The following is a 23,419-nucleotide window of genomic DNA, read 5'->3' as shown; positions in this document are numbered from 1 at the left end:
AAATTTACAATAAGTTTCTATGTTTTACAAGGTTTTTAACGATTTAATTAGATTTTGTAAATTTAGTAAATTATAAAGTTTACATGAACGATAAAAACATAAATAAAAACCAAGAAAATCAAAGAGAAATTAATGAAAACAACAATCAGAATCAATTTAGTCAATCAGGTATTTACCTAAGAGACGATCATTGTGATTGGGGTTCTAGTGGGATGAATGAATTCACTCAAGAATTTAGTGAAAAAAAATAAGTCCTCTTACTGTTAATTTATACACGATTTAATTTTCTTAATACATAATCTAGAAAGACCCACCTATGAGCTCAGAAGCTAAAGTTTCATACGATTTAAAAAGATTTTTAGGAATTAAAAAAGACTACACTTCAGAAGAAGTAGAACGATTAAGAGGTTCTATCAAAATTGAATATTCGATGTGTAAGCATCAATCTAAAAAATTATGGGATCTATTAAATTCAGAAAATTATATTAATACATTGGGTTCACTCTCTGGAAACCACGCTATTCAACATGCTAAAGCTGGATTAAAAGCAATTTATTTAAGTGGATGGCAAGTAGCAGCTGATGCAAACACTGCTGGTGAAATGTATCCCGATCAATCTCTATACCCATATGATAGTGCCCCAAAATTAGTCGAATCAATGAACAATGCTTTAATAAGAGCAGATCAAATTCAGCATATGGAATTACACGATGGTGATATGCAATCAAAAGATAGAACAGATTATATGCTACCAATTATTGCAGATGGTGAAGCAGGATTTGGTGGTCCATTAAATGTTTTTGAATTAACAAAAAAATTCATTAAAGCAGGAGCTGCTGGAGTTCACTTCGAAGATCAATTAGCTAGTGAAAAAAAATGTGGTCACATGGGTGGAAAAGTTTTAGTTCCAACTGGTACTATGATTAAAAATTTAAAAGCTGCAAGACTTGCTGCTGATATTGCAGATGTACCATTAATAATTTTAGCAAGAACTGATGCTAATGCTGCAAAATTGATTACCAATGACTTTGATGAAAATGATAAACCATTTTTAACAGGTGAAAGATCTCCAGAGGGTTTTTATTATGTTAAGCATGGAATTGAGCAGGCTATCTCAAGAGGTTTAGCCTACGCACCTTATTCAGATTTAATCTGGTGTGAAACTGCAACACCAAATCTTGAGGAAGCAAAAAAGTTTGCAGATGCAATTCATGAAAAGTTTCCTGGTAAATTATTAGCTTACAATTGCTCTCCCTCGTTCAATTGGAAGAAGCATTTATCAGATGCTGAGATTGCAACATTCCAACAAAAGATTAGTGAGATGGGTTATAAGTTTCAATTTATTACCCTTGCTGGATTTCATACTCAAAATATTGCAGTTTTTGAACTTGCAGAAAAATATAAAACAGAAGGAATGACTGCTTATTCGAAAATCCAAGAACTTGAGTTTGCTAGAGAGAAGGATGGATACACAAGTGTTAAACACCAAAGAGAAGTTGGGACATCTTATTTTGATGCAGTTTCAAACACTATAAGTAGCGGAAAAAGCTCTACAACTGCTATGGCAGGCTCTACAGAATCTGAACAGTTTTAATTAGTCTTTACTTAAACTTTAAATATGTTCTAATATTTAAATGATCTTAAGTGGAATACTTTTAATCATTTTCTATATTTCTCATCAATATATTGTTGCTTGGATTATCTATTATAATAACAGCGATAAGAGATTTGGTAATTCTATTTGGCGTTGGACTTATGATTATAAAGTTATTGGTGAAAGAGATATTTCAGATCTTGATGATAAGCCCTTTGTAAGAAAAAGAAGGATTAGAAATCGCACAGTTACCTTAATGTATTGTAATTTTTTTACAGGTTTTGTTATCTCCCTGTCTTTTGTGAGTAATTTGCTTATCCTGATATTATCTTAATTAAACCATACAAACTGCGACATTTAATGCGATTGATAATCATTCGCAATGCTAATAATAAGCATTCCAAACTAAATAACCAATAAAAACAGGAAATAATAATGAAAAAAATTACAATTATTGCATTTTTCATGGCTTTATTTGCAAACATGACGTTTGCTGCTGAAGTTAATGTATTCAGTGCAAGACATTACGATTCAGATATTCAACTTTATGAAAAATTTACAGCCAAAACTGGAATTAAAGTAAACGTTGTATCTGGTAAAGATAAAGCTCTTCAAAAAAGAATTACTGAAGAAGGTACTGATTCAAAGGCTGACCTTTATATTACTGCTGACGCAGGAAGATTAGGAGCTTTCGCTGCAAAAGGAATGTTCCAAAATTCTATGACTGCTGCAATTAAAGCTGCAGTTCCAGCAAATTTTAGAACTGCTAAATGGACTGGAATAGCTAAGAGAGCAAGAATTATGTATTACTCACCAGAAAGAGTAAACGCAAATGAACTTAACGGTATGACTTACGAAGGTCTTGCTGATCCAAAATGGAAAGGTAGAGTTGTTATAAGAAAATCTAACAATATCTATAACCAATCTCTTGTTGCATCATTAGTAAAAAATAATGGTAAAGCAGCAACTTGTTCTTGGGCAAAAGGTGTTGTGGCTAACATGGCTAGAGACTCTAAAGGAAATGATAGAGCTCAGATTTTAGCTGTAGCTGCAGGTGAAGCTGATCTAGCAGTAGCTAACACATACTATTATGCTTTGATGTTATCTGGAAAAAAAGGTCCAGAGCAACAAGCAGCTGCTAAAAATGTTTTACCTTTTTTCCCTAACCAAGGTGATAGAGGAACTCACATGAACATTAGTGGAGGAGGAGTACTTAAAACTTCACCAAACCCTGATAATGCAAAAAAACTACTTGAGTTTTTATTAACTAAAGAAGCACAAGAGCACATAGTTAATAATACATTTGAATATCCAATGATTGATGGTGTTGAGCCTCATGCTTTAGTTAAACAAATGGGTCTTGGATACAATCAAGATTTAGAAACTAAAGTTGCTAATTATGGAAAACAACAAGCTACGGCACTAGAGTGTATGTTAGCAGCAAGTTGGAAGTAATAAGTTAGTGAAAAAGAATTTATTTAATATTGATTTAGATAAATCTTCTGACGTATATGGGTCTCAATCTCTGAAAGCTTGTGATCCATGTGCAGCAGAGTGTGAAAAAATCAATAGAAAAATGAATAATAGAAAATTATCAGATATTGAAGATAAAGAGGTTGCACATATCCTCTCTCCTTTTAATACATAATTTTCTTTTTAATGATTGTGCTCATAGCTCTACAAAAGGTATTTACCCTACCTAATTTAACTATGAGCACTAAAAAATTCAAATGAAAGTAATTCAATTAAACAAACACTTAAAAAACAACGGGAATAGAATGATAGAAGGAAAAAAATGTTCAAATATAGTTTTGAAAACAAGAAAAATTGGAAAGTGGGTTGATGTAAGTACTGATGAAATATTCAAAGGTAAAAAAATAATACTATTTTCATTACCGGGTGCATTTACACCAGTATGTTCTGAAAAACAGTTACCAGGATTTGAAGAAAATTATGATAAATTGTTAGGCTTAGGCATTAATGAAGTTTATTGTATTAGTGTTAATGATGGCTTTGTGATGAATGCTTGGGCCGATCAACAAAAATTGAGAAAAGTTAAGGTATTACCAGATGGAAATGCTGATTTTACAAGGGCATTGGGCATGTTAGTTGACAAAAAACATGTTGGTTTTGGTCAAAGAAGCTGGAGATATTGTACGATTATTAATGATGGCATAGTTGAAAAATGGTGGCAAGAGGACGGTATGAATAATGATGGAAGTGATCCTGATCCATATGAACAAACAACGCCAGAAAACTGCATAGAGTATCTGTCTAAACAATAAAAGCTGAAAACTTAAAGCGTATAAGAAATTTTTAAGAATTAGCTCTATAATCTCTCTCTCAAATTGGTTTTAGAGTTGGTATTGACTTCCCTTGGTAACAAGGGAAGTTTCTTAAAAATAATTATTAAGGTAATATAAAATATGGGATTTGGAAAAATAAATATTTGGTATGTATCATCACTACTTATTTCTTTAGTAGTGGCTGCACCAATTTTAACTGTATTCAGTAGTTTTTTTGAAACCACCGGAAACTATAGTTTAATTTTAAAGAATACTTTTCTTTACGATTACATTTATAATTCCTTAGTACTTTTAATAGGTGTTTTATTTTTAACATTTATAATTGGTGTTGGATGCGCTTACTTAGTTTCATTTTATAATTTTCCAGGTGTAAATTTTTTTAAATGGTCTTTGATCTTATCTTTTGCTGTCCCAGCATATATTTACGCATATTCCTTAACTGCTTTTTTTGAAAATTATGGAACAGCTTTTTCAATTTTAAAAAATTTATTTGGAGAAGGGAATTATAATACTCATATTCCTAAATTTGATGGAATGATGGGTGCCATAATTTCAATATCCTTTTCATTATTTGGTTATGTTTATGTTTTAACCAGAACATCATTTCACTATCAGTCACAAAATTTAATAGAACTTGGAAAAAATCTTGGCTTTTCTAAAAAAAAATCTTTTTTTAAAATAATACTTCCTTCTGCAAGACCTGCTATCGTTGCTGGTCTGTCCTTAGTTGCAATGGAAACTTTATCAGATTTCGGATCTGTATCTTTTTTTGGCATATCTACTTTTACTACAGGAATTTATAATGCTTGGATTTCTTTTGATGATCTTACTCTTGCTAACAGATTATCATTTTACCTATTAATTTTTATTCTTGGATTGTTTATTTTGGAAAATTTTTCAAGAAAAAAAGCCCAGTATCACACATCTTCTAAGGGTGGATTTAAATCTAAATCAGTTATCAATTTAAGTGGATATAAATCATTTTTAGCATTTTCTTTTTGCATGTTAGTTTTTTCTATAAGTTTTTTATTTCCTGTTCTACAAATGCTTTATTGGACAATTATATTTCCAAAACATTTAACTGATTTGGATCTAATTAACTTATTTTCAAATACTATAATTTTAGTAATTTTATCTAGCTGTTTGTTAATTGCCTTAGCTTTTATTTCAAATTATGGGAATAGAGTTTCTAAAAGTAAATTTTTAGAAGCACTAACTACATTTTCAATATCAGGATATGCAATACCAGGGATTATTTTAGCTGTAGCATTCATTACCTTTATCTCATGGTTTGACAGCAGTATTCTAGGTCAATTTGAAATGAACAGTATAAAGCCAATTTTTATAGGCTCTATTCTTGGCCTAGTTTTGGTATATTTTATTAGATTTTATTCATTAGCAAGCAATGGAATTAAATCAGGATATTTAAAAATTAATTATTCCATTGATGAAGGTGCATATCTGCTTGGATATTCTAAATTCAAGACATTCAAAAACATACATGTTCCATATCTAAAAAACTCAATTTTATTGATAGGAATTTTATTAGCCATTGAAATCATTAAAGAGTTACCAATTACGCTAATTATGAGACCATTTAATTTTGAAACTTTTGCAACAAAGGCATATATCTATGCTTCTCAGGATTTATTAGAGGCCGCAGCAGCCCCATCATTATTTCTTATAATTATTGCAAGTTTCTTTATATTAATTACATCTAAATATATTCTTAAAGACTAAAATTATGACAAAATTTTTTCTAGAAATTGATAATGTAACATTTACTGCTAGCGCACAAAACAAAGTAAGTAATGTCTCATTAACTATTGAAAATCAGGGAGACATTATCTGTTTATTGGGTCCTTCTGGAATTGGTAAAACCACAATACTTAGAACAATCGCTGGCCTGGAAAAAATTAATTCAGGAAAAATTATATTAAGGAACAAACTACTTTCTTCCAAAGACACTCATGTGGAACCTGAAGATAGAAACATATCGATGGCCTTTCAAGATAACTCACTTTTCCCTCATTATAATGTTTTAGAAAATATTAAATTTGGTGCTGAGAGAAATACAAAGAAAAAAAAAGGCTTAAATATAAATGAAATAATTAAATTTCTTCATATTGATCATGTAGTTGATAAATTTCCACATCAAATAAGTTCTGGTGAAGCACAAAGAGCTTCTTTAGCTAGATCGTTATTATCAAATCCAGATTTATTATTATTAGATGAGCCTTTATCAAATGTTGATCAAAGTTTTAAAGAAGAAATCCAAGTTAAGTTAAAACAAATATTAACTGAGCAAAAGATAACAACTATTATTGTTACACATGACTCGTATGAGGCTTTCTACTTAGGCACAAAATGTGGAATAATTCTTGATGAACAATTAAAACAATTTGATGATCCGTACAATGTTTACCATTTTCCAAATTCTATAGAAGTAGTTAATTTTCTGAATAGAGGAATTTTAATTCCAGCAAAAGTCACAGGTGAAAATAGTTTAGAGAGTGCTGATTTAGGTACAATAACTGGTGATTTTATAAAACATTATCCAAAGGGATCCGATGTTCAGCTTTTACTTCAACCAGAAGATTTAGAACATGACGATCAGAGCAATTTAAAATTAGAAGTAGTTGATAGAAAATTTAGAGGAACAAATTTTATCTACACCCTTAAAACCGTAAGTAATAAATTAATTCCTGTATTTGTACACTCTCACCATATTCATCAACATCAAGTAGACGAAAAATTTGGTATCAAGAGACCAATTAATATTGATCATATAGTCTGTTTCTAATACAAAACTTAACTTAAAATGAATGTTAGATTAAAAACCTTATCCAAAGGAATAATAGACGTAAGTCCTTTAATGATACCCGTAGTTCCGTTTGGAATTATTTATGGTGTTATTGGGATGGAATTAGGTCTGAGTGCGTACATGACATTTGGGATGTCTATTATAATTTTTGGTGGAGCTTCTCAAATAGTTTTACTTCAGTTATTTTCAGGCGGTGCATCTTCTTTAGTTACAATAACTTCTGTTGGTGCAGTAAATTCTAGACATTTATTATATGGGGCAGTTTTTTCGGAATATTTATCTCATTTAAAATTAACGTGGAAAATAATTTTGTCTTATGTGTTAATTGATCAGGCATTTGCTGTCTCAAACACTTATTTTAAAAAAAATAAGAATAATACCTTCAAGCATTACCATTTATTAGGAGCTGGTTTTACCTGCTGGACTATTTGGCAGATATCTACAATTTTAGGTATAGTTTTAGGATCAGTTGTACCAGAAGAGTTAGGTCTAAGTTTTACTATTTCTTTAACATTTGTGGCTTTATTAATTAATGATTTAAGAAAGTTTAAAAATATTATTGTAATGTTGGTGTCAGGAATAGTTGCAACTATTGGCTACAACACAATACCATTTCAAGCATATATTATTGTTGCAGCAATAGCTGCTTTACTAGTGGCTACATTATTAACCTTGATAACTTTAAAGAAAAATTAATGCATTGGTCGACAATCATTTACTGTGGAATTATTACTTATCTAACAAGGTTTTCTACGATCTTTTTATTAAAAGAAGACATATTAAACGATAAGACAAAAAAAATACTTTCTTATGTACCTTCTGCTATTTTCCCTGCAATAATCTTTCCACCAATATTCCTAGATAGTGCTGGTTCCTTAGATATTGATAATAATCCAAAAATATTAGCTGTTCTATTTGCTATAATTATTGGTTTTTTCAGTCGAAGTATTATTGCCACAATATTTGCAGGGCTTATTTCTTATTGGTTTTTGATTTTTGTATATTACCAATAGAAAAACTTATAGTTAAACCCCTCATGTTTCATAAATTTAAAGTTAGCAACGATTTACTTGGCATATTTTATATGCTCTTATGTCAATTCTCATTTGCAACAAATGATGCCTTTGTAAAAGTTATTTACGAAAACTATGATGAGATATTTGTTTTAAACCAAATCATTTTTATAAGGGGTATTTTTACATTACTTTTTATTTTATTATTTCTTTATATAAAAAAAGAAATAGATTTTAAGTTAATCTTCTATTCAAAAGAATTAAGAATAAGAGGTCTCCTAGAATCTCTAGCTGGATTATTTTTTTTTATTGGAATTGCTTTATTACCTTTTGCAAATGTCTATATTTTATTAAGCATGGCACCAATTTTATTAACTGCATTTAGTGCAATATTTTTAAATGAAAAAGTTAGATGGAGAAGATGGAGTGCAGTGTTATTGGGTTTTGTTGGTGTGGTGGTGGTAATTAATCCTGGAAAATTAGAGACTAGTTATTATTTTATCTTTCCTATAATTGCAGCAATTATGCTTTCGATTAGAGACATGTATACAAAAAATTTTAAAAAAGATTATCCCAGTCTACAAATAGCATTTATGACCTGTTTTGTGGTCACTATATTTTTTGGCATATTAAGTATTTATAAATTTTATGATTTTAGCTTAAAAGATATTTTTATTTTATTCATTTCAGCTTTTTTTCTTTCGATAGGCTATATTTTTTCAATAGCAACAATCAAAATTGCATTAGTTTCTGTCACATCAACATTTAGATATTCAGTTATTTTGTGGGGAGTATTATATGGATACTTCCTATTTGATGAAGTTCCATCAACCAATAGTTATGTAGGGGCTTTAATAATTGTTGTTAGCGGATTAATTATTATTTCAAGACAAAAAAAGATTGGGGTTATAAAATAAATCAAATTCTTGTTAATCAAATTTTTAAGGCATATAATTATTATATGAAGAAAATATTAATTATAATTTTTGCATTATTTACAATTAAAGCTTTTGCGGTCGATAAAAGCACAACTTTTAATAATGAAATTTTTCAAAAAGCTCAACTTGAAGGAAAAACAGTTGTTATTAATTCTTGGAATGAAACTTGCTCAACATGCAAGGCACAGATAAAAATTCTAGATCAAGCTGAAAAGGAATTTAAAGATGTTCTATTTTTAAGTTTTGAACAAACCAAAGATAAAGAAATAGCAAAACAATTAGGCATTGATTATTGGACTACAATAGTTGTTTATAAAAACAATAAAGAAGTACAGAGAAGTATTGGCCAAATGGATAAAGCTAAAATTTACGAATTAATAAAATCTTAATCTCGAATAATAAAGCCTATAAATAATTATTTGAAGATCCAAAAAATTATATTTATTATATAAACCAAAATACCATAAAACATGAACATGAGGATTTTGTCTTTTCCTGTTTTTTCTTTCCAGTTTAATTTAAATAATACTGATGGAGAAGCTACTAATAGGATAATCCCAATTACAATTACAAGTAATGATAAAATTATAAATACATTCATAATTAAATTTATTTAATTAATTCTAAACCAGCTTGTTTCCAGTTTTTTAGACCACCAATTAAGTGTAGGCATTTACTATATTGATAAGACTTTGATATTTGTACTGCTAGAGTAGATCTTTGACCAATAGCACAATAAAACAAAATTTTTTTATTCTGTAATTTAGTTTTATTTTTATTTAAGTAATCATTAATTTCTGGAAAAGAAACTCTTGTACTATCTTTAATCTTACCAATTTTATCTAGTTCATTTTGCTCTCTAAGATCTATTAAAATTATATCTTTTTCTAATAAGCAATTTTTAAACTCACTAGGTTCAATTCCGTTATTAACTTTTTGTTTATGAAGATCTATTCCAAGTTTTAAATTATTAGGAACTGCTACATCCATTAATTTAGGGTCAGGTAAATTTAGATTATTCATAATTTCTATATATTCATTAACTGACTTTACTTGCAGCCGTGGGTTAAATTTTTTTTCTTCTAAAATGGTACTTACAGTATCTCCTTTATAATCATGAGCTGGATACACCAAAGTTTCATCAGGTAATTTTAATAATTTATTAAAAATAGAATTATAAGAATCTCGTGGATCACCATTTTGAAAATCAGTTCTTCCAGTTCCTCTAATTAATAGTGTATCACCAGTAAAAACCCTATCATTCATTAAGAAACTAAAACTTTCTGATGTATGACCTGGTGTGAATAAAGCTCTAAATTCTAAACCATCAATTTTGATTAATTCTTCATCTGATACTTGCATAGATACAACATCTACTGGTGTTTTATCACCCATAATTGTTACACAATTTGTTTGATCTCTTAGTTCTGCAATCCCTGAGATATGATCTGCATGTATGTGTGTATCTATTACTTTTACTAATTTTAAATCTAACTCTTTTAATAGCTGTATATATCTTTCAACATTTTCTAATACAGGATCAATGATTAAAGCCTCCCTACCTTTAGCGGAAGCAATTAAATAAGTGTAGGTACTTGAACTCTTGTCAAATAATTGACGAAATAACATTTGAATACATTATCATTATATTGAGAATAGTAGAATCTATTTAATAGTACCAAATCTTAAATAAATTTTGTCTAAATAATAAAATAGAGATAATGCTCTTAACAACATAAACAAACACAAGGAAATCCATATTCCAGTATTGCCTAATATTTTTGTTAAATATAAAGATATTAATAAATAAGAAAATACTGAGAAAATCATCGCATTTCTAAGTTCTTTTGTTTGTGATGCACCAATAAATATTCCATCAAATTGATAACAAAATGATGAAATGAAGGGCATAAGTATAAGCCATACAGCATAAGACGAACTTAGATTTCTAATACTTTCAATATCAGACATTAATGTAATGACGTATTTGTTAATAAAAAAATAAATTATTGAAATAATTAATCCAGTAAGTGTGCTTAAAATAAAAGAGTTTTTAACAATCTTTTTAAATAAATTTATATCTTTTTTACCCAAGGAATAACCAACCATACCCTCAGTTGAAAATGCATAAGCATCAAGAATGAAAGCAGACAAAAAAACTAAGTTAATCAAGATGGCATTTGCCGCAATATAGTCTTCCCCAATTTGACTGCCAAGGTAAGTAAACCAAAAAAATGAAAAGGTTAATAATATAGTTCTAATAAATATGTTTAGATTAATATTAAAAATATTCTTAAGTTTATTAAGATCTATTAATTTACTAATATTGATATTGATTTTAGACATCTTATTTAAATACCAAAATGTATAAATTAGAAAAGTTGTAGATATTAAAAGTGCTGAGAATAAAGTCCCATAGGCAACCCCTTTAATATTTAAATTAAATTTTGAAACTAAAATAATACTTAAAATTATATTTAGAATTGAAAAAAGACCAACGGCTAAACTTGAGGTTTTAGTCTTTTGCAATCCAACAAATAAACCAGTTATAATGTAAAGTGTTAACTCACCAGGCGCTGAATAAATTCTTATTTGAAAGTAATCCTGATAAAATTGCTTAGTAGTGTCTGATAAATTAAAGATACCCACACTTAGATTGAATATATAACTTTGTAATAAAATTAAGATCAATGAAATTAGTAAAACAAAAACTAAATTTCGAACAACAATATTAAATATTTCTGTGTAATCTTCTTTACCATAAGCTTGTGAAACTAAACCAACAGTTCCCATTCTTAAAAAACCAAAGCTCCAAAAAATCATAGAAAATAAATTAGCAGCAACAGAAGTTGCTGATAAATATGATAAATTACCAAGATTACCCATTAAACCAGTATCAATAATGCCAACCATTGGAATGGCTAAGTTTGCAAAAAAAATAGGAATAGATAATTTTAAAATGTATTTAATTGAGGGGTTTTGCATTTAAGCAATAAACTTCAGTATAGATTTAGCAGGATTTGTTTTTTTAATCCAATCTTGAGGGATACCTTTTATACCTTTGTAAGCTGCAAAATAAGCACCAACAAAATTAGCACGAGAACAATTACATCCACCAGCTTTAATTGTTTTAATAACTGCAGTTTTAAAATTTTTAGAGGTGATGATTGAATGTATTGCTCCATTAAAAGTACCTGGATAACTACATGCTTTACCAAATTTCTTTACAACAAAATTGTGTGGTTTTGACTTTATTTTTTTAACTTTTTTGATGTTTCCAATAACATTTTTAAAATATTTGTTTTTTATGTTTTTTCTTAAAAAACTATTAATTGGATCCTTGTCTCCTTTATCGGCTAAATCAATAATCTTAAGTTTTGCCAAAGCAAATTGTTCGCTAATCTTGTCATTAGCAACAGTTCTTATAATTTGTTTTGTTTTATGGTCAGAATTATTTGAAAAATAAAAGGGTAGACTTGCACAATACCCATCAGACTCGTTAACCTTAGTACCACCTGTAATAGTTTTTTTTAATTTAATATTTTTGATAGTTTCTAAAATATTTTGATGAATCCATGGACCTTTCATAGCTATTTTCCATTTAATCTTTTTATATTTTTTTCTTAAAGATAAATTTTTCCAATAGCTTGAGCCTGGTCCAAAATTTTTGACAATATTTTTTTTAAAGAGTTTAATGACCTCCTTATGATTGGTTGTCTTAGCTAATGTTTTAAACATCACCTGACCTACATCGTTGTATCCAGAAACTTCACCTGTTTTAATAGAATAGAATGGAGATCTATTTTTCCTAAAGAAAGCAATATTCTTTTTTCCTTTAATATAAGATTTAAGTTTTTTTTCGTCATAGACCCAATGCAAAGGTCTTGCTGCTGCATCCGCAACAGTTGCGCCAAGAAATATATGTAATTTATCAAACATCAATAACTAATACTTTATTTGAATATAAGTTAAAATGTTTTAAATTAAGAAATGTTAAGTATTAAAAATTGGGATAATAAAACTTGGATTTCATCTACAAAATATATTAAGTCCTTCAATAATTTTTTGGTAAAACAAAAAAAATTAACTAAACACTCAAAAATTTTAGATATTGGATGTGGTCGTGGTAAAATAATTGGCTCATTATCCTCTAAGCTCAAATTAATAAATAAGCCTATTGGACTTGATATTGAAAATCATAAAGATTTTGACAAAAGAATTATATTTAAAAAAACAAATGCAATTAAATACCTTAGAAATAATCAAAAGAAATTTAATTTAATATTGATTAAACAAACTATTCATTTATTTAATCTAAAAGACATTAAGAAGATATTAAGCTATTCATATGCCAGTTTAGAAGTGGGAGGAATTATTTTAATTTTAACTTTAGATACAAAAAATAACGAAATTCCTACATTTTCTCTAATGAAACAAAAACTTAACCAGTCATTTAAAAGAGATATTCTTATTTGGAAAAAACTACTTCAATTAAATATAAAAAAAAGCATTACTAAATTTAATTTTAAAGTGAGTATTAAAAAAAACATATACTTAAAAATGATAAAACAGCGCTATATATCCACTTTATTAAAATTTAACTCTCTTCAAATTTCTAATGGAATTAATGAGATTAACCTTAAATATAAAAAAAATATTTTATTTAATGATAAACTCAAATGTATAATATTTACTAAAGTTTAAAGAATTCTCTTTAAAATATTTTCTCTTAATAAAAATTTATGAAACAGTACAGCTAAAATATGTAATGTGATTAATCCAATCAATGCATAATTTGCTAATATATGAATTGAATAAAACTGCTCAGAAAGCTCATAATTATAATTTAAATTAATTTTTTTAAAAAATATAACTATGCTTTCACCATTAAATAGTTTTTTTAAGATACCAGAGGTTGTGATTGATAGTAAAGCAAAATATAAAAAGAAGTGATTTAACTTTGCTAAAATTTTTTGCCCTGGAAAAGCATTATCTTTGAAATCAGGAATTGGCGTTAATACTTTAAAGATCAGTCTTATTAGGGTTACATAAAATATGATTAATCCAAATAATATATGATAATTTTCTATATCAACTCTAGATTGATCAAAGTCCAAATCTACTAAATAAAACCCTAAAGGTATTTGAACTATTAATCCTGCGGCAGTTAGCCAATGGAATAATTTACTTAGTAATCCATATTTCGCTTTGTTATTTAATATAGACATATTTAAATTAAACACATTATGACAACAATTAAAAATACTTTATTTTTTATATTTATATTATTTTACAGTTTCAGTGCTTTTTCAGAGCAAACTGTAGAAGAGATTATTAAAGAAAGAAAATCTATTTTTAGTAAAAATTATAAAACTGCAAAAAGAGTTAATAGTCTTGCTTCTAATGGAGATATAGATGAAGCAAAAAAACTAATGATTGAAATGAGTGTTAATTATAAAAGATTAATAGATCTTTTTCCTGAAAATTCAAAAGTAGGATTTGGAACAGAAGCATTGCCTTCTATTTGGGAAAATAAAGATGAATTTAATTTATTAATGACAAAAGCTTCAAATAATATGATTGAGTTAACAGCTGTTATTGATGAATCAGATGATATGAAAGCAACTCTTGGAAAATATATGTGGAGTAGCTGCAAGTCTTGTCACTCAAAATTTAGAGCTGAAAATTAAGATTTAGTTGTTTGTATTTGAAAATTTTAATATTGTTAAATTATAAATGTCTGCCGCATTACCAAAATCAGCAAAAGTAGTAGTTATAGGAGGAGGCATTGCTGGTTGTTCAGTTGCGTATCACCTTGCAAAGTATGGTTGGAAAGATACGGTATTATTAGAAAGAGATCAGCTAACATCAGGTACTACTTGGCATGCAGCAGGTCTTGTTGGTCAATTAGGAGCTTCATCTACCATTACCCGTCTTAGAAAATATTCTTTAAATCTTTACAAAGAATTAGAAAAAAAAACTGGATTATCAACTGGATTAAAACAAAATGGAGCAATCACAGTTGCAAGCACACCTGAAAGATTACAAGAATTATTAAGACAAGCAACAGCTGCACAATTGTTTGATGTCAATGTTGAAAGTGTTAACAAACAAAGAATAAAAGAACTCTATCCAGTTATAAATGACGATGATATTTTAGGTGGAGTTTATATGCCAGAAGATGGTCAGGCAGATCCTATAGGGGTTACAAATGTATTAGCAAAAGCTGCAAAGATGGAAGGGGCTCAGATATTTGAAAAAACTCCAGTTGAAAAAATATTGGTTAAAGATAAAAAAATTGTTGGCGTTCAAACTAAATTTGGCAAAATTGATTGTGAATACGTTGTAATTGCAACCGGGATGTGGTCGAGGCAAATTGGAGAAGATATTGGTGTAAGTGTTCCTTTATATCCAAATGAGCACTTTTATATAATCACAGAACCATTAGATAAATTGCCTAAAAACTTACCAGTTTTAAGAGACTATAATTCCTGTCTTTATTTAAAAGAAGATGCTGGGAAAATGTTAGTTGGAATATTTGAACCTAATGCAAAACCTGCCTTTAAAGACAAAGGAGTAGTCCCACAGGACTTTTCGTTTGGAGAATTTCCAGATGATTTTGATCACTTTGAACCTTATTTGGAAAAATCATTTCAAAGATTACCCATGTTAGAAACTGCCGGAATTAGAAAATTTTTTTCAGGACCTGAATCTTTTACACCAGATACTCAATATCTTTTAGGAGAAACCTCTGAGGTTAATAATCTTTTTACATGTTGTGGATTTAATAGCATTGGGATCGCAAGCTCAGGGGGTGCTGGAAGAGTTACTGCCGAATGGATGATTAATGGTTATATGAATGAAGATTTATTCTCTCTTGATATTAAAAGATTTCAAAAATTTCATTCATCTAAAAAATTTATTATGGAAAGGGTAACGGAAACTCTTGGTGACTTGTATGGAATGCACTGGCCTTATAAGCAGCATAACACCTCAAGAAATCAAAGACTATTACCCTATCATGAAGAATTAAAAAAAGAGGGAGCGTGCTTTGGTGTATCGGGTGAATACGAAAGACCTATGTGGTATTCATTAAATAATGAAAAAGCAGAATACAAATATAGTTTTGATTATCAAAACTGGTATCCTTCAGTTGAATTTGAAACAAAAAATACAATTACCAATGTTGGTTTGTACGAACTCTCTCCTTTTTCTAAATATGAAATAAAAGGAGAAGAAGCACACAGTGAATTACAAAGAATATGTACAGCTAACATTAAAGATGAAATAGGCAGATCAACATATACACAAATGCTGAATAAGGCTGGAGGAATTGAAACAGACTTAACTGTTATTTGTATTGATAAAAATCATTTTAGAATAATAAGTTCAGCTGCAACGAGAACTCATGATAAAGCGCATATTATAAAACATCTATCGCCAAATTTAGAGTTAAAAGATATTACTGATGATCTTGTTTGTTTAGGAATTTTTGGACCAAAAAGTAGAAATTTAATTTCAAAAATTTCAATTGATGATTTTAGCAATGAAACATTTAAATTTGGTTACGGAAAACTTGTAACCATTGGTTCAAAAAAAGTTTGGGCCCAAAGATTATCTTATGTGGGTGAATTGGGATTTGAACTTTATATAGAGAATAAAGATGCTAAAGAAATTTATCAATTAATTATTGAAGAAGGGAAAAATCACAATTTATCTCACTGTGGCTCACATGCTATGGATACCATGAGAATGGAGAGTGGATTTTTACATTGGGGTCATGATATTTCACCTGAAGAAAATCAATACGAGGCAGGGTTAAAATTTGCAATAAGCTATAAAAAAGAAACCAATTTTATTGGTAAAGAAAGCTTATTAAAAATAAAAGATCAAAAACAGAATAGAAGATTTATTATGTTATCACTTAAAGATAGTAAACCAGGTACACCTCTATTATTACATGAAGAGCCAATTTATCTTGGAGATAAGATTATAGGGAGAACAACTTCCGGAAATTATTCCTTTAATTATAAAAAAAACCTATCTTTTGGATATGTAAGCTCATCGCATTCAAATGAAGAACTTTCAAAAATGAACCTTTATATTGAAGTTGCTAAACAAAAATTCCCAGTACTAGTAGAGATCACTCCCCTAAAAGACAAACAAGTTAGATTTTTATAATTTTAGTTGTGTAGTTAAATAATTGGTGGTTAAATAATATATGATAAGAATTTTTGACAACAATAAATCTAAAAGTGAAAGTAAAGGTAAAAAAAAAAATATTCCAGTTCAATACATTGATCAAAAAAGAATTGTAGATATCAATAAATTACTTAACAGAGTAAAAATAGATCAAAAAAATGAAAGAAAACGAAAAATCATTTTTTATAGCTTTGGTATATTGGGACTTTCTTTGTTAGGAACTTTGATCACGTTCTTAAAGTAAACAACTCTTTCAAATACTTGATTGCACTAAAATAAAAATCTATTATAAATCAACAATAATTAAGTGGCGAGGTAGTTCGGTCGGCTAGAGTGCAGGACTCATAAGCCTGAGGTCAGTGGTCGTGTTCCGTGTCCTTCAATTAACATCTTCATATATCTTGGCCCACTCTAGGCACAACTGGAGGCAATAAAAAGGTGACAAGAGGAAACAGTTTTAACCTTTTAAAATTATAGCAATGTAACTACATAAGAAAAAAACTGACAAACCAATGAGATAAATTGTTTCCCTAGTTTTTCCAAATTTTTTATATTGAATTACACTTAATATTATAAATGATATTGAGGTAATCAAAAAATATATTGGTTCAATAATTCCATCTAATGTAGCCATAATAAAACCCTACCAAATCTTAAATTGAGTAGCTATACGCAGGATAGTCGCTAGTTAGCTTAAATTTTAGCTTTAACAGCTGCTGTTTCTTTACATTGAAAAACATCTAACAATCTTTGTGTTTTTACAGTTTTACCATTAGAAAATAAAATGTCCTCATAAGACTTGGAATAACCATCAGCTTCTTTAAACAATTTATCTATTACCCCATCTGTATATTTTTTATTTCTTCGTAGAGCTTTTACCCACTCATTTTTGTAATCTAGCATAGTAAGGTCATCTCTTTTTATTATTATATGTTGAGCTGTTGCTTTAGATATCTCTGAAGACCAAAAAAAATTATCATCTATTTTTTTATAAAAAACATAATACTTATCTGAAACATAAATAAGAAACTGTTTTTTTTTATAAATAGTTTTAGTGAACCGAGTCTTATCTTCATGTATCTCTATAGTAGGTCTGGCTTCTTCCGCCCTTGACTTAATGACGTTTATAGATGTTATATCCTCTACCCACCTCTGTTGATAAATATTATAAATAACCTTTTTTGTATTATGGAATTTTATATACTGTGGTTTTTTCAACCCTTTGTCTGCCTCACATAACATCCAATTAGGCTCATCAACAACTCTACTTTCATAGCTGGTTACTCCAAAAGATATTAAAAATCCAACTGATACAACAGAGAAAATTATCCACGAAAGCTTTAGGAGGTTGATTGGTTTACTCATTTTTTTAAACGTTAACTTAAATCTTGGCACACTAAAAAGCCATATATTCTTGGCACCCTATAGGCACAGTCAGCAAGGAAAACAGGCAAATACTTGATTGCACTAAAATAAATATCTATTATAAATCAACAATAATAAATGGCGGGGTAGCTCAGTCGGTTAGAGCGCAGGACTCATAAGCCTGAGGTCAGTGGTTCGATTCCACTTCCCGCTACCATTTAATGCCCTGGAAAATCCATTAAGTTTTCAACCTTGTAACCTCTTTTAATTAAAATATCAGATCCACCTAGATCAAAAAGATTAATGGCAAAAACAAATGCTGCAATTTTAGCATTCGACATTTCCACAAGTTTTGCTGCAGCTTCAGCTGTTCCACCTGTTGCTATCAAATCATCTATAATTAAAACTGAGTCATCTTTATCAATTGAATCTTTGTGTACTTCAATAGTTGCTGTTCCGTACTCTAATTGAAAATCAACAGAATGAGTTTCAGCTGGAAGTTTGTTCTTTTTTCTAAACATAATAAAAGGTTTTTTAAGAAGATAAGAAACAGCAGAAGCAAATACAAACCCCCTTGATTCGATCGCTGCAATTTTATCTATTTTATAATCTTTAGATCTTTCAATTATTTGATTAATGCATTCTTCAAATGCATCTGCATCTTTAATTAGAGTTGTTATATCTCTAAATAGAATTCCTTTTTTTGGATAATCTGGAATAGATCTAATATAATCTTTTAAATTCATAATATTAATATATTTATATCTTTAGTAAAAAAAATCTATGGACAAATTATTCCTTGCAGCAATTAAAGAAGAAACGATTGGATTAGACTATTTTAATCACGTTGGGGTTGGAAAAATTAATGCAACTTACAACACAATAAAGTTAATTAATATTTACAAACCAAAACTAATTATCAATTATGGTACTGTAGGAGCGATTAATACTAAGCTAAAAGGAATCGTTGAATGCACTAAATTCTATCAAAGAGATATGGATGTTAGAGGATTAGATTTTGAATTGGGAGAGACACCCTTTGACAAAATTAAAGAAATTATTACATCAAAAGATGGTTATTCTTGTGGAACAGGAGATAGTTTTGTCAATAAAAAGATAGATATGGAAGTTGATGTGGTTGATATGGAAGCCTATGCTATTGCAAAAGTTTGTATGTTGGAAAATATTGAATTTAAATGCTTTAAATACATATCTGATAATGCAGATGAAAATGCTGACAATGATTGGGGTAAAAATCTAACAAAAGGGGCTACGGCATTTGCTAGCTTAATAAGTACTCAGTTTTAATTTAATAAGTAAAATATCAAAAAATTCATTAATTGTTGAAAATTATCAATACACCTATATAAAATCTTCAAATTTAATATTAATAAAAAATTATAAGAGGGAATAATTTTTATGACTAAAGTAGGTGAGCATATAACTTTAGACATCATAGGCACTACTCAAGAGTATGACCCTTCAGTCTACGAAAATGTAATTCGTAAAATTGCAAAAGCTGCAGAAGTTACAATTCTCAAAATTTCAAAGTATAAATTTGAACCTCAAGGTTTCACTATACTTGCCTTATTAGCCGAAAGTCATATCAGTTTTCATACGTTTCCAGAAAAAGGAATTATTAGTTTTGATTTTTTCACATGTGGAAAGGTAAGCCCTTCTATTGCACTCGATATTGTTAAAAAAGAATTCAAACATAAAAGAATTGTTAAAAAAGAATTTAATAGAGACACAAAATCCCTTTATCATGATATTTATAGTTCATCTGGTTTACAAAAATCATATGTAGTAAATGATGTGATTGAAGATTTTAAATCAAAAGTTGGTCAGCATATTGAAATTTTAGAATTAGAACAATTTGGTAAATCTTTATTTATTGATGGCGAAATTCAAGTTGCATCAACTGATGAACATTTATACAGCTCAACATTTGTAGGTGCAGGTCTTAATTTAAATAAAGACAATGAAAAAGCAGCTATTATTGGTGGAGGTGATGGTGGTGTTGCTAGAGAATGTATTTCTAAAAATTTTAGTTTTGTTGATTGGTATGAACTTGATCCTGAGGTTGTGGATGTTTGCAATAAACACCTCGGTGATATTGGAAAAAAATCTACAGAAAAAAATTCAGTAAAATGTGTATGGGGAGATGCTTTTGAAAGTATAAAATCAGTACAAGATGACACTTATGATCACATATTTGTTGATCTTAATGATGATCAGTTATGCATAGATCTCGCTGCAAAAAACATGGATTCTATGATTAGAATTTTAAAACCAAAAGGAGTGATTACAGCTCAAGTTGGTAGCCAAGATAAAAAACCCAAACAAGTTGATAGCTGGTTAAATGTATTTAACCATCATTTTGGAAATACTAAAATATCTAGAGTTTACATACCTAGTTTTGATTGTTCCTGGAATTTTTCTTCTTCAATAAATCATTAATTTTTCTTTTTTAATTATTAAATTTGTGAAATAATTGTCTCAAATTAAAGGAGAAAATAATGAATATATTTAAAAAAACAATATTAAGTGTTCTTGCTTCTTTATTAATTATTGGAAATGTTTATGCCGATAAAATAAAGATTGGAACAGAAGGCGCTTACCCACCATGGAACTCTAAGGATGCATCAGGTGCTCTTATAGGTTTTGAAGTTGAGCTAGCTCAAGAACTTTGTGCAATTATGAAACATGAATGTACAATCGTTGAACAAGATTGGGATGGAATGATTCCAGCTTTGTTAATGAGAAAGTTTGATGCAATCATGGCAGGAATGTCAATTACTGCTGAAAGACAAAAAACAATTACTTTTTCACAAGGTTATGCTGACGAAGTAGCAGCCCTTGCAGTAATGAAAGGTTCAAGTTTAGAGAGCATGGATACACCAGAAGGTATTAATTTAACTTTAGGTGGAAGTGCTGTTAAGAAAACTCTTAAGACTTTAACTGCTGCACTTGCTGGAAAAACTGTTTGTACACAAACTGGAACTATTCACCAAAACTTTTTAGAGTCTGGTGATGTTGGTAAAGTAAATGTTAGAACTTACAAAACTCAAGATGAAGTAAATTTAGACTTAACTTCTGGTAGATGTGATGTTGCATTAGCTGCAGCAGTTGCATTCACTGATTATGCAGATAAATCAGGAAAACCAGTAGTACTAGTTGGACCTACTTTTTCAGGTGGTGCTTTTGGTAATGGTGTTGGTGTTGGAATTAGACAAGGTGGAGATGATGCAATTGGTACAAGAGATGCAAAACTTCTTAAAGATTTCAACAAAGCAATCAATACTGCTAGAAAACAAGGAATCATCAGCAAATTAGCGATCAAGCATTTTGGCTTTGACGCTTCTATGTAAATAATATTTTGAAAAGGCGACTATTTATTTAGTCGCCCTTTCGATATGGACCTTTTATCATTCGGAAAAACAGGCTGGGGAGACGAGTTGTTTTATGCAACTCTAATGACAATTGCAGTGGCAGTTACTGCAATGTTAATTGGTTTTTTATTTTCATTAATCTTTACGCCACTTAAATTATCTAATAACAAATTTCTAAATTTTATTGGAAATACGTACACAACAGTCATCAGAGGTGTTCCAGAATTATTAGTAATTTATCTTTTCTTTTTTGGAGGTAGTGGAGCGATAATGTATGTTGCTTCAATTTTTGGATACTTTGAATATATAGAAATTAATGCATTTATTACGGGTTCAGTTGCAATCGGTATTATATCTGGGGCTTATTCAACAGAAGTATTTAGAGGTGCTATTCAATCAATAGATAAAGGTCAATTTGAAGCTGCTAAAGTTTTAGGTGTTAGTAAATTTGTACAATTTTATAAAATAATTTTACCTCAAATGTTAAGACTTGCTATTCCGAACTTAAGCAATGTTTGGCAAATCACTTTAAAAGATACATCTTTAATATCAGTTACAGGTTTAGTTGAGATCATGAGACAATCTTATATTGCAGCGGGTTCAACTAGAGATCCTTTGTTCTTTTATTGTTTTGCTGCGGTTTTATATTTGATGCTTACATTTTTAAGCATGAAGCTAATTAATAGACTTGAAGTCAAATATAATAGGGGCTTTTAATGGATTTTGATTTAATGATAACAAGTTTGCCAAAATTACTAAGTGCTGCAGTTATAACCTTAAAATTATTATCAGCATCTTTAATCATTGGCTTATTTATTGGGTTTTTATTTGCAGTATTAAGATTAAACAAAAACCCATTTATAAATAAATTTGCTTATGGGTATTCTTATTTATTTAGAGGAACCCCTTTATTGGTTCAAATATTTATAATTTATTATGGTCTTGGACAAATTGAGTGGTTAAGATCAACTTTTCTTTGGGTAATATTAAAAGAGCCGTATTGGTGCGCAATTATTGCATTTGCTTTAAATACAGGAGCTTATACTTCAGAAATTTTAAGATCAGCTTTTCAAACTATAAAACCTGGAATTATAGAAGCTGGCAAAAGTCTTGGGATATCAAGCAAAATTATTTTATATAAAATTCAAATTCCAGTAGCGATCAGACAATCTTTACCAGCTTATGGTAATGAGATTATATTAATGATGAAGGGCACATCCCTTGCAAGCACGGTAACCTTAATGGATATTACTGGTGTTGCAAAACACATTGTATCAACGACTTATAAACCCTTAGAGGTGTTTCTTTTAGCGGGTGGAATTTATTTATTTATGACTTTTATCATTCATAACTTGATAAAATATTTAGAAAAAAAATATAGTTTTCAGTAAGAAGTATATTCTTTAATCTCTTTTATCTTAGAGCCTGTATGAGTATTCATCTCTAGTTTGATTTTAGCTCGTTCATCATTTAAAAAATGAACATCTCTTGAAAGTTTTATAAAATTTTCAGTAAAATCAGAATTTTTTTCACACAATCTTTTGTCATCTTCAATCACCCATAATTTTGTATTGATATCTTTTAGGGATTGAAAAAGGTTATTAAGCTTTTCATCAGATTTAACATTGTTATCTAATTGATCTTTTAAAATACTGTGTTCATCATTAATAAATTTTAGTTTTTCAGGATCTTTAATTTTTTCTTGTTTAATCTCTAAAATAGAAATTTTATCTAAAAGTTCACCAACAGATACTTCAACTAGAATTTTATTCATAAAAATTTATA

At 29.0% G+C, this 23,419-nt stretch carries 28 protein-coding genes and 1 tRNA gene; 21 read left to right on the top strand and 8 right to left on the bottom strand.

Annotated features, from left to right (window positions below):
- The first annotated feature begins 83 nt into the window (after nucleotides 1-83).
- The 11 genes from ABXT72_RS04845 (at nucleotide 84) to ABXT72_RS04795 (ending at nucleotide 9,064) form a co-directional block, all read left to right on the top strand.
- Nucleotides 84-251 carry a hypothetical protein gene (locus ABXT72_RS04845; RefSeq protein WP_415277838.1) on the top strand — a complete coding sequence of 56 codons (168 nt, stop codon included), beginning with the start codon at nucleotides 84-86 and terminating at the stop codon, nucleotides 249-251.
- 65 nt (nucleotides 252-316) lie between these two features.
- Nucleotides 317-1,594 carry an isocitrate lyase gene (gene aceA / locus ABXT72_RS04840; protein WP_415277837.1) on the top strand — a complete coding sequence of 426 codons (1,278 nt, stop codon included), beginning with the start codon at nucleotides 317-319 and terminating at the stop codon, nucleotides 1,592-1,594.
- 435 nt (nucleotides 1,595-2,029) lie between these two features.
- Nucleotides 2,030-3,049, top strand: coding sequence for an extracellular solute-binding protein (locus ABXT72_RS04835; RefSeq protein WP_415277836.1), 1,020 nt, complete (start codon nucleotides 2,030-2,032; stop codon nucleotides 3,047-3,049).
- A 7-nt stretch (nucleotides 3,050-3,056) separates the two neighbouring features.
- Nucleotides 3,057-3,242: a hypothetical protein gene (locus tag ABXT72_RS04830; protein ID WP_415277835.1), complete on the top strand. Its 186-nt coding sequence runs from the start codon at nucleotides 3,057-3,059 to the stop codon at nucleotides 3,240-3,242.
- 130 nt (nucleotides 3,243-3,372) lie between these two features.
- Nucleotides 3,373-3,879 (top strand): peroxiredoxin, encoded by a 507-nt coding sequence (locus ABXT72_RS04825; protein WP_415277834.1) that lies wholly within the window; start codon nucleotides 3,373-3,375, stop codon nucleotides 3,877-3,879.
- 141 nt (nucleotides 3,880-4,020) lie between these two features.
- A complete protein-coding gene (locus ABXT72_RS04820) occupies nucleotides 4,021-5,640 on the top strand; it encodes an ABC transporter permease (RefSeq protein WP_415277833.1) in 1,620 nt (539 codons plus the stop codon).
- Nucleotides 5,641-5,644: 4 nt separating this feature from the next.
- Nucleotides 5,645-6,703 carry an ABC transporter ATP-binding protein gene (locus ABXT72_RS04815; protein WP_415277832.1) on the top strand — a complete coding sequence of 353 codons (1,059 nt, stop codon included), beginning with the start codon at nucleotides 5,645-5,647 and terminating at the stop codon, nucleotides 6,701-6,703.
- A gap of 18 nt (nucleotides 6,704-6,721) precedes the next feature.
- Complete coding sequence (locus ABXT72_RS04810; RefSeq protein ID WP_415277831.1) at nucleotides 6,722-7,420, top strand: AzlC family ABC transporter permease; 699 nt, start codon at nucleotides 6,722-6,724, stop codon at nucleotides 7,418-7,420.
- Nucleotides 7,420-7,737 carry an AzlD domain-containing protein gene (locus ABXT72_RS04805; RefSeq protein WP_415277830.1) on the top strand — a complete coding sequence of 106 codons (318 nt, stop codon included), beginning with the start codon at nucleotides 7,420-7,422 and terminating at the stop codon, nucleotides 7,735-7,737. The genes ABXT72_RS04810 and ABXT72_RS04805 overlap by 1 nt, the downstream gene beginning before the upstream one ends.
- 23 nt (nucleotides 7,738-7,760) lie before the next feature.
- Nucleotides 7,761-8,654, top strand: coding sequence for a DMT family transporter (locus ABXT72_RS04800; RefSeq protein ID WP_415277829.1), 894 nt, complete (start codon nucleotides 7,761-7,763; stop codon nucleotides 8,652-8,654).
- Between the two features lie 44 nt (nucleotides 8,655-8,698).
- The gene (locus tag ABXT72_RS04795; RefSeq protein WP_415277828.1) at nucleotides 8,699-9,064 is read left to right on the top strand and encodes a TlpA family protein disulfide reductase; all 366 of its coding nucleotides are present in this window, start codon (nucleotides 8,699-8,701) and stop codon (nucleotides 9,062-9,064) included.
- A 220-nt stretch (nucleotides 9,065-9,284) separates the two neighbouring features.
- Here ABXT72_RS04795 and ABXT72_RS04790 read toward each other — a convergent pair whose 3' ends face one another.
- Genes ABXT72_RS04790 through ABXT72_RS04780 form a run of 3 tightly spaced genes read right to left on the bottom strand, consistent with a single transcriptional unit; the run spans nucleotide 9,285 to nucleotide 12,614 of the window.
- A complete protein-coding gene (locus tag ABXT72_RS04790) occupies nucleotides 9,285-10,304 on the bottom strand; it encodes an MBL fold metallo-hydrolase (protein WP_415277827.1) in 1,020 nt (339 codons plus the stop codon).
- Nucleotides 10,305-10,340: 36 nt separating this feature from the next.
- Complete coding sequence (locus ABXT72_RS04785) at nucleotides 10,341-11,660, bottom strand: MATE family efflux transporter (protein WP_415277826.1); 1,320 nt, start codon at nucleotides 11,658-11,660, stop codon at nucleotides 10,341-10,343.
- Nucleotides 11,661-12,614 carry an ADP-ribosylglycohydrolase family protein gene (locus ABXT72_RS04780; RefSeq protein ID WP_415277825.1) on the bottom strand — a complete coding sequence of 318 codons (954 nt, stop codon included), beginning with the start codon at nucleotides 12,612-12,614 and terminating at the stop codon, nucleotides 11,661-11,663.
- A gap of 51 nt (nucleotides 12,615-12,665) precedes the next feature.
- Between ABXT72_RS04780 and ABXT72_RS04775 the strand changes: the two genes are divergently transcribed.
- Nucleotides 12,666-13,379 carry a class I SAM-dependent methyltransferase gene (locus ABXT72_RS04775; RefSeq protein ID WP_415277824.1) on the top strand — a complete coding sequence of 238 codons (714 nt, stop codon included), beginning with the start codon at nucleotides 12,666-12,668 and terminating at the stop codon, nucleotides 13,377-13,379.
- Here the strand turns inward: ABXT72_RS04775 and ABXT72_RS04770 are convergent.
- Entirely contained in the window at nucleotides 13,376-13,903 is a 528-nt protein-coding gene (locus ABXT72_RS04770; RefSeq protein ID WP_415277823.1) for a cytochrome b, read from the bottom strand. The two genes, ABXT72_RS04775 and ABXT72_RS04770, sit on opposite strands and share 4 nt — an antisense overlap.
- Before the next feature lie 18 nt (nucleotides 13,904-13,921).
- On the opposite strand from ABXT72_RS04770, the gene ABXT72_RS04765 reads away from it, so the two are divergent.
- From ABXT72_RS04765 to ABXT72_RS04755, 3 genes are read left to right on the top strand one after another with little or no spacing between them, the layout of a single operon-like run.
- Nucleotides 13,922-14,365 carry a c-type cytochrome gene (locus tag ABXT72_RS04765; RefSeq protein WP_415277822.1) on the top strand — a complete coding sequence of 148 codons (444 nt, stop codon included), beginning with the start codon at nucleotides 13,922-13,924 and terminating at the stop codon, nucleotides 14,363-14,365.
- 46 nt (nucleotides 14,366-14,411) lie between these two features.
- A complete protein-coding gene (locus tag ABXT72_RS04760) occupies nucleotides 14,412-16,856 on the top strand; it encodes a GcvT family protein (protein ID WP_415277821.1) in 2,445 nt (814 codons plus the stop codon).
- 40 nt (nucleotides 16,857-16,896) lie between these two features.
- Nucleotides 16,897-17,121, top strand: coding sequence for a hypothetical protein (locus tag ABXT72_RS04755; protein ID WP_415277820.1), 225 nt, complete (start codon nucleotides 16,897-16,899; stop codon nucleotides 17,119-17,121).
- Nucleotides 17,122-17,334: 213 nt separating this feature from the next.
- Here the strand turns inward: ABXT72_RS04755 and ABXT72_RS04750 are convergent, their stop codons facing one another.
- Nucleotides 17,335-17,511, bottom strand: a complete 177-nt coding sequence (locus tag ABXT72_RS04750) for a hypothetical protein (protein ID WP_415277819.1) — start codon at nucleotides 17,509-17,511, stop codon at nucleotides 17,335-17,337.
- Nucleotides 17,512-17,570: 59 nt separating this feature from the next.
- Complete coding sequence (locus ABXT72_RS04745) at nucleotides 17,571-18,242, bottom strand: hypothetical protein (protein ID WP_415277818.1); 672 nt, start codon at nucleotides 18,240-18,242, stop codon at nucleotides 17,571-17,573.
- Between the two features lie 140 nt (nucleotides 18,243-18,382).
- Here ABXT72_RS04745 and ABXT72_RS04740 point away from each other — a divergent pair.
- Nucleotides 18,383-18,459 (top strand) — tRNA-Met (locus ABXT72_RS04740).
- Between the two features lies 1 nt (nucleotide 18,460).
- Here ABXT72_RS04740 and ABXT72_RS04735 read toward each other — a convergent pair.
- Nucleotides 18,461-18,988 (bottom strand): adenine phosphoribosyltransferase, encoded by a 528-nt coding sequence (locus ABXT72_RS04735; RefSeq protein WP_415277817.1) that lies wholly within the window; start codon nucleotides 18,986-18,988, stop codon nucleotides 18,461-18,463.
- A gap of 37 nt (nucleotides 18,989-19,025) precedes the next feature.
- On the opposite strand from ABXT72_RS04735, the gene ABXT72_RS04730 reads away from it, so the two are divergent.
- The 5 genes from ABXT72_RS04730 (at nucleotide 19,026) to ABXT72_RS04710 (ending at nucleotide 23,025) form a co-directional block, all read left to right on the top strand.
- Entirely contained in the window at nucleotides 19,026-19,550 is a 525-nt protein-coding gene (locus ABXT72_RS04730; protein WP_415277816.1) for a 5'-methylthioadenosine nucleosidase, read from the top strand.
- A 111-nt stretch (nucleotides 19,551-19,661) separates the two neighbouring features.
- A complete protein-coding gene (speD, locus tag ABXT72_RS04725; RefSeq protein WP_415277815.1) occupies nucleotides 19,662-20,702 on the top strand; it encodes an adenosylmethionine decarboxylase in 1,041 nt (346 codons plus the stop codon).
- A gap of 59 nt (nucleotides 20,703-20,761) precedes the next feature.
- Nucleotides 20,762-21,613 carry a transporter substrate-binding domain-containing protein gene (locus ABXT72_RS04720; RefSeq protein WP_415277814.1) on the top strand — a complete coding sequence of 284 codons (852 nt, stop codon included), beginning with the start codon at nucleotides 20,762-20,764 and terminating at the stop codon, nucleotides 21,611-21,613.
- 45 nt (nucleotides 21,614-21,658) lie between these two features.
- Entirely contained in the window at nucleotides 21,659-22,351 is a 693-nt protein-coding gene (locus ABXT72_RS04715; protein WP_415277813.1) for an ABC transporter permease, read from the top strand.
- Nucleotides 22,351-23,025, top strand: a complete 675-nt coding sequence (locus ABXT72_RS04710; protein ID WP_271512242.1) for an ABC transporter permease — start codon at nucleotides 22,351-22,353, stop codon at nucleotides 23,023-23,025. Before ABXT72_RS04715 ends, ABXT72_RS04710 begins: the two co-directional genes overlap by 1 nt.
- Here the strand turns inward: ABXT72_RS04710 and ABXT72_RS04705 are convergent.
- Nucleotides 23,019-23,408, bottom strand: coding sequence for a DUF6165 family protein (locus ABXT72_RS04705; protein WP_415277812.1), 390 nt, complete (start codon nucleotides 23,406-23,408; stop codon nucleotides 23,019-23,021). The genes ABXT72_RS04710 and ABXT72_RS04705 overlap by 7 nt on opposite strands.
- Nucleotides 23,409-23,419: the final 11 nt, after the last annotated feature.

This window comes from Candidatus Pelagibacter sp. Uisw_094 (genome assembly GCF_047729535.1).
GTDB lineage: Bacteria > Pseudomonadota > Alphaproteobacteria > Pelagibacterales > Pelagibacteraceae > Pelagibacter.
Note: the sequence above shows the minus strand (reverse complement) of the source record. Positions and strands in the feature narration are given on the sequence as shown.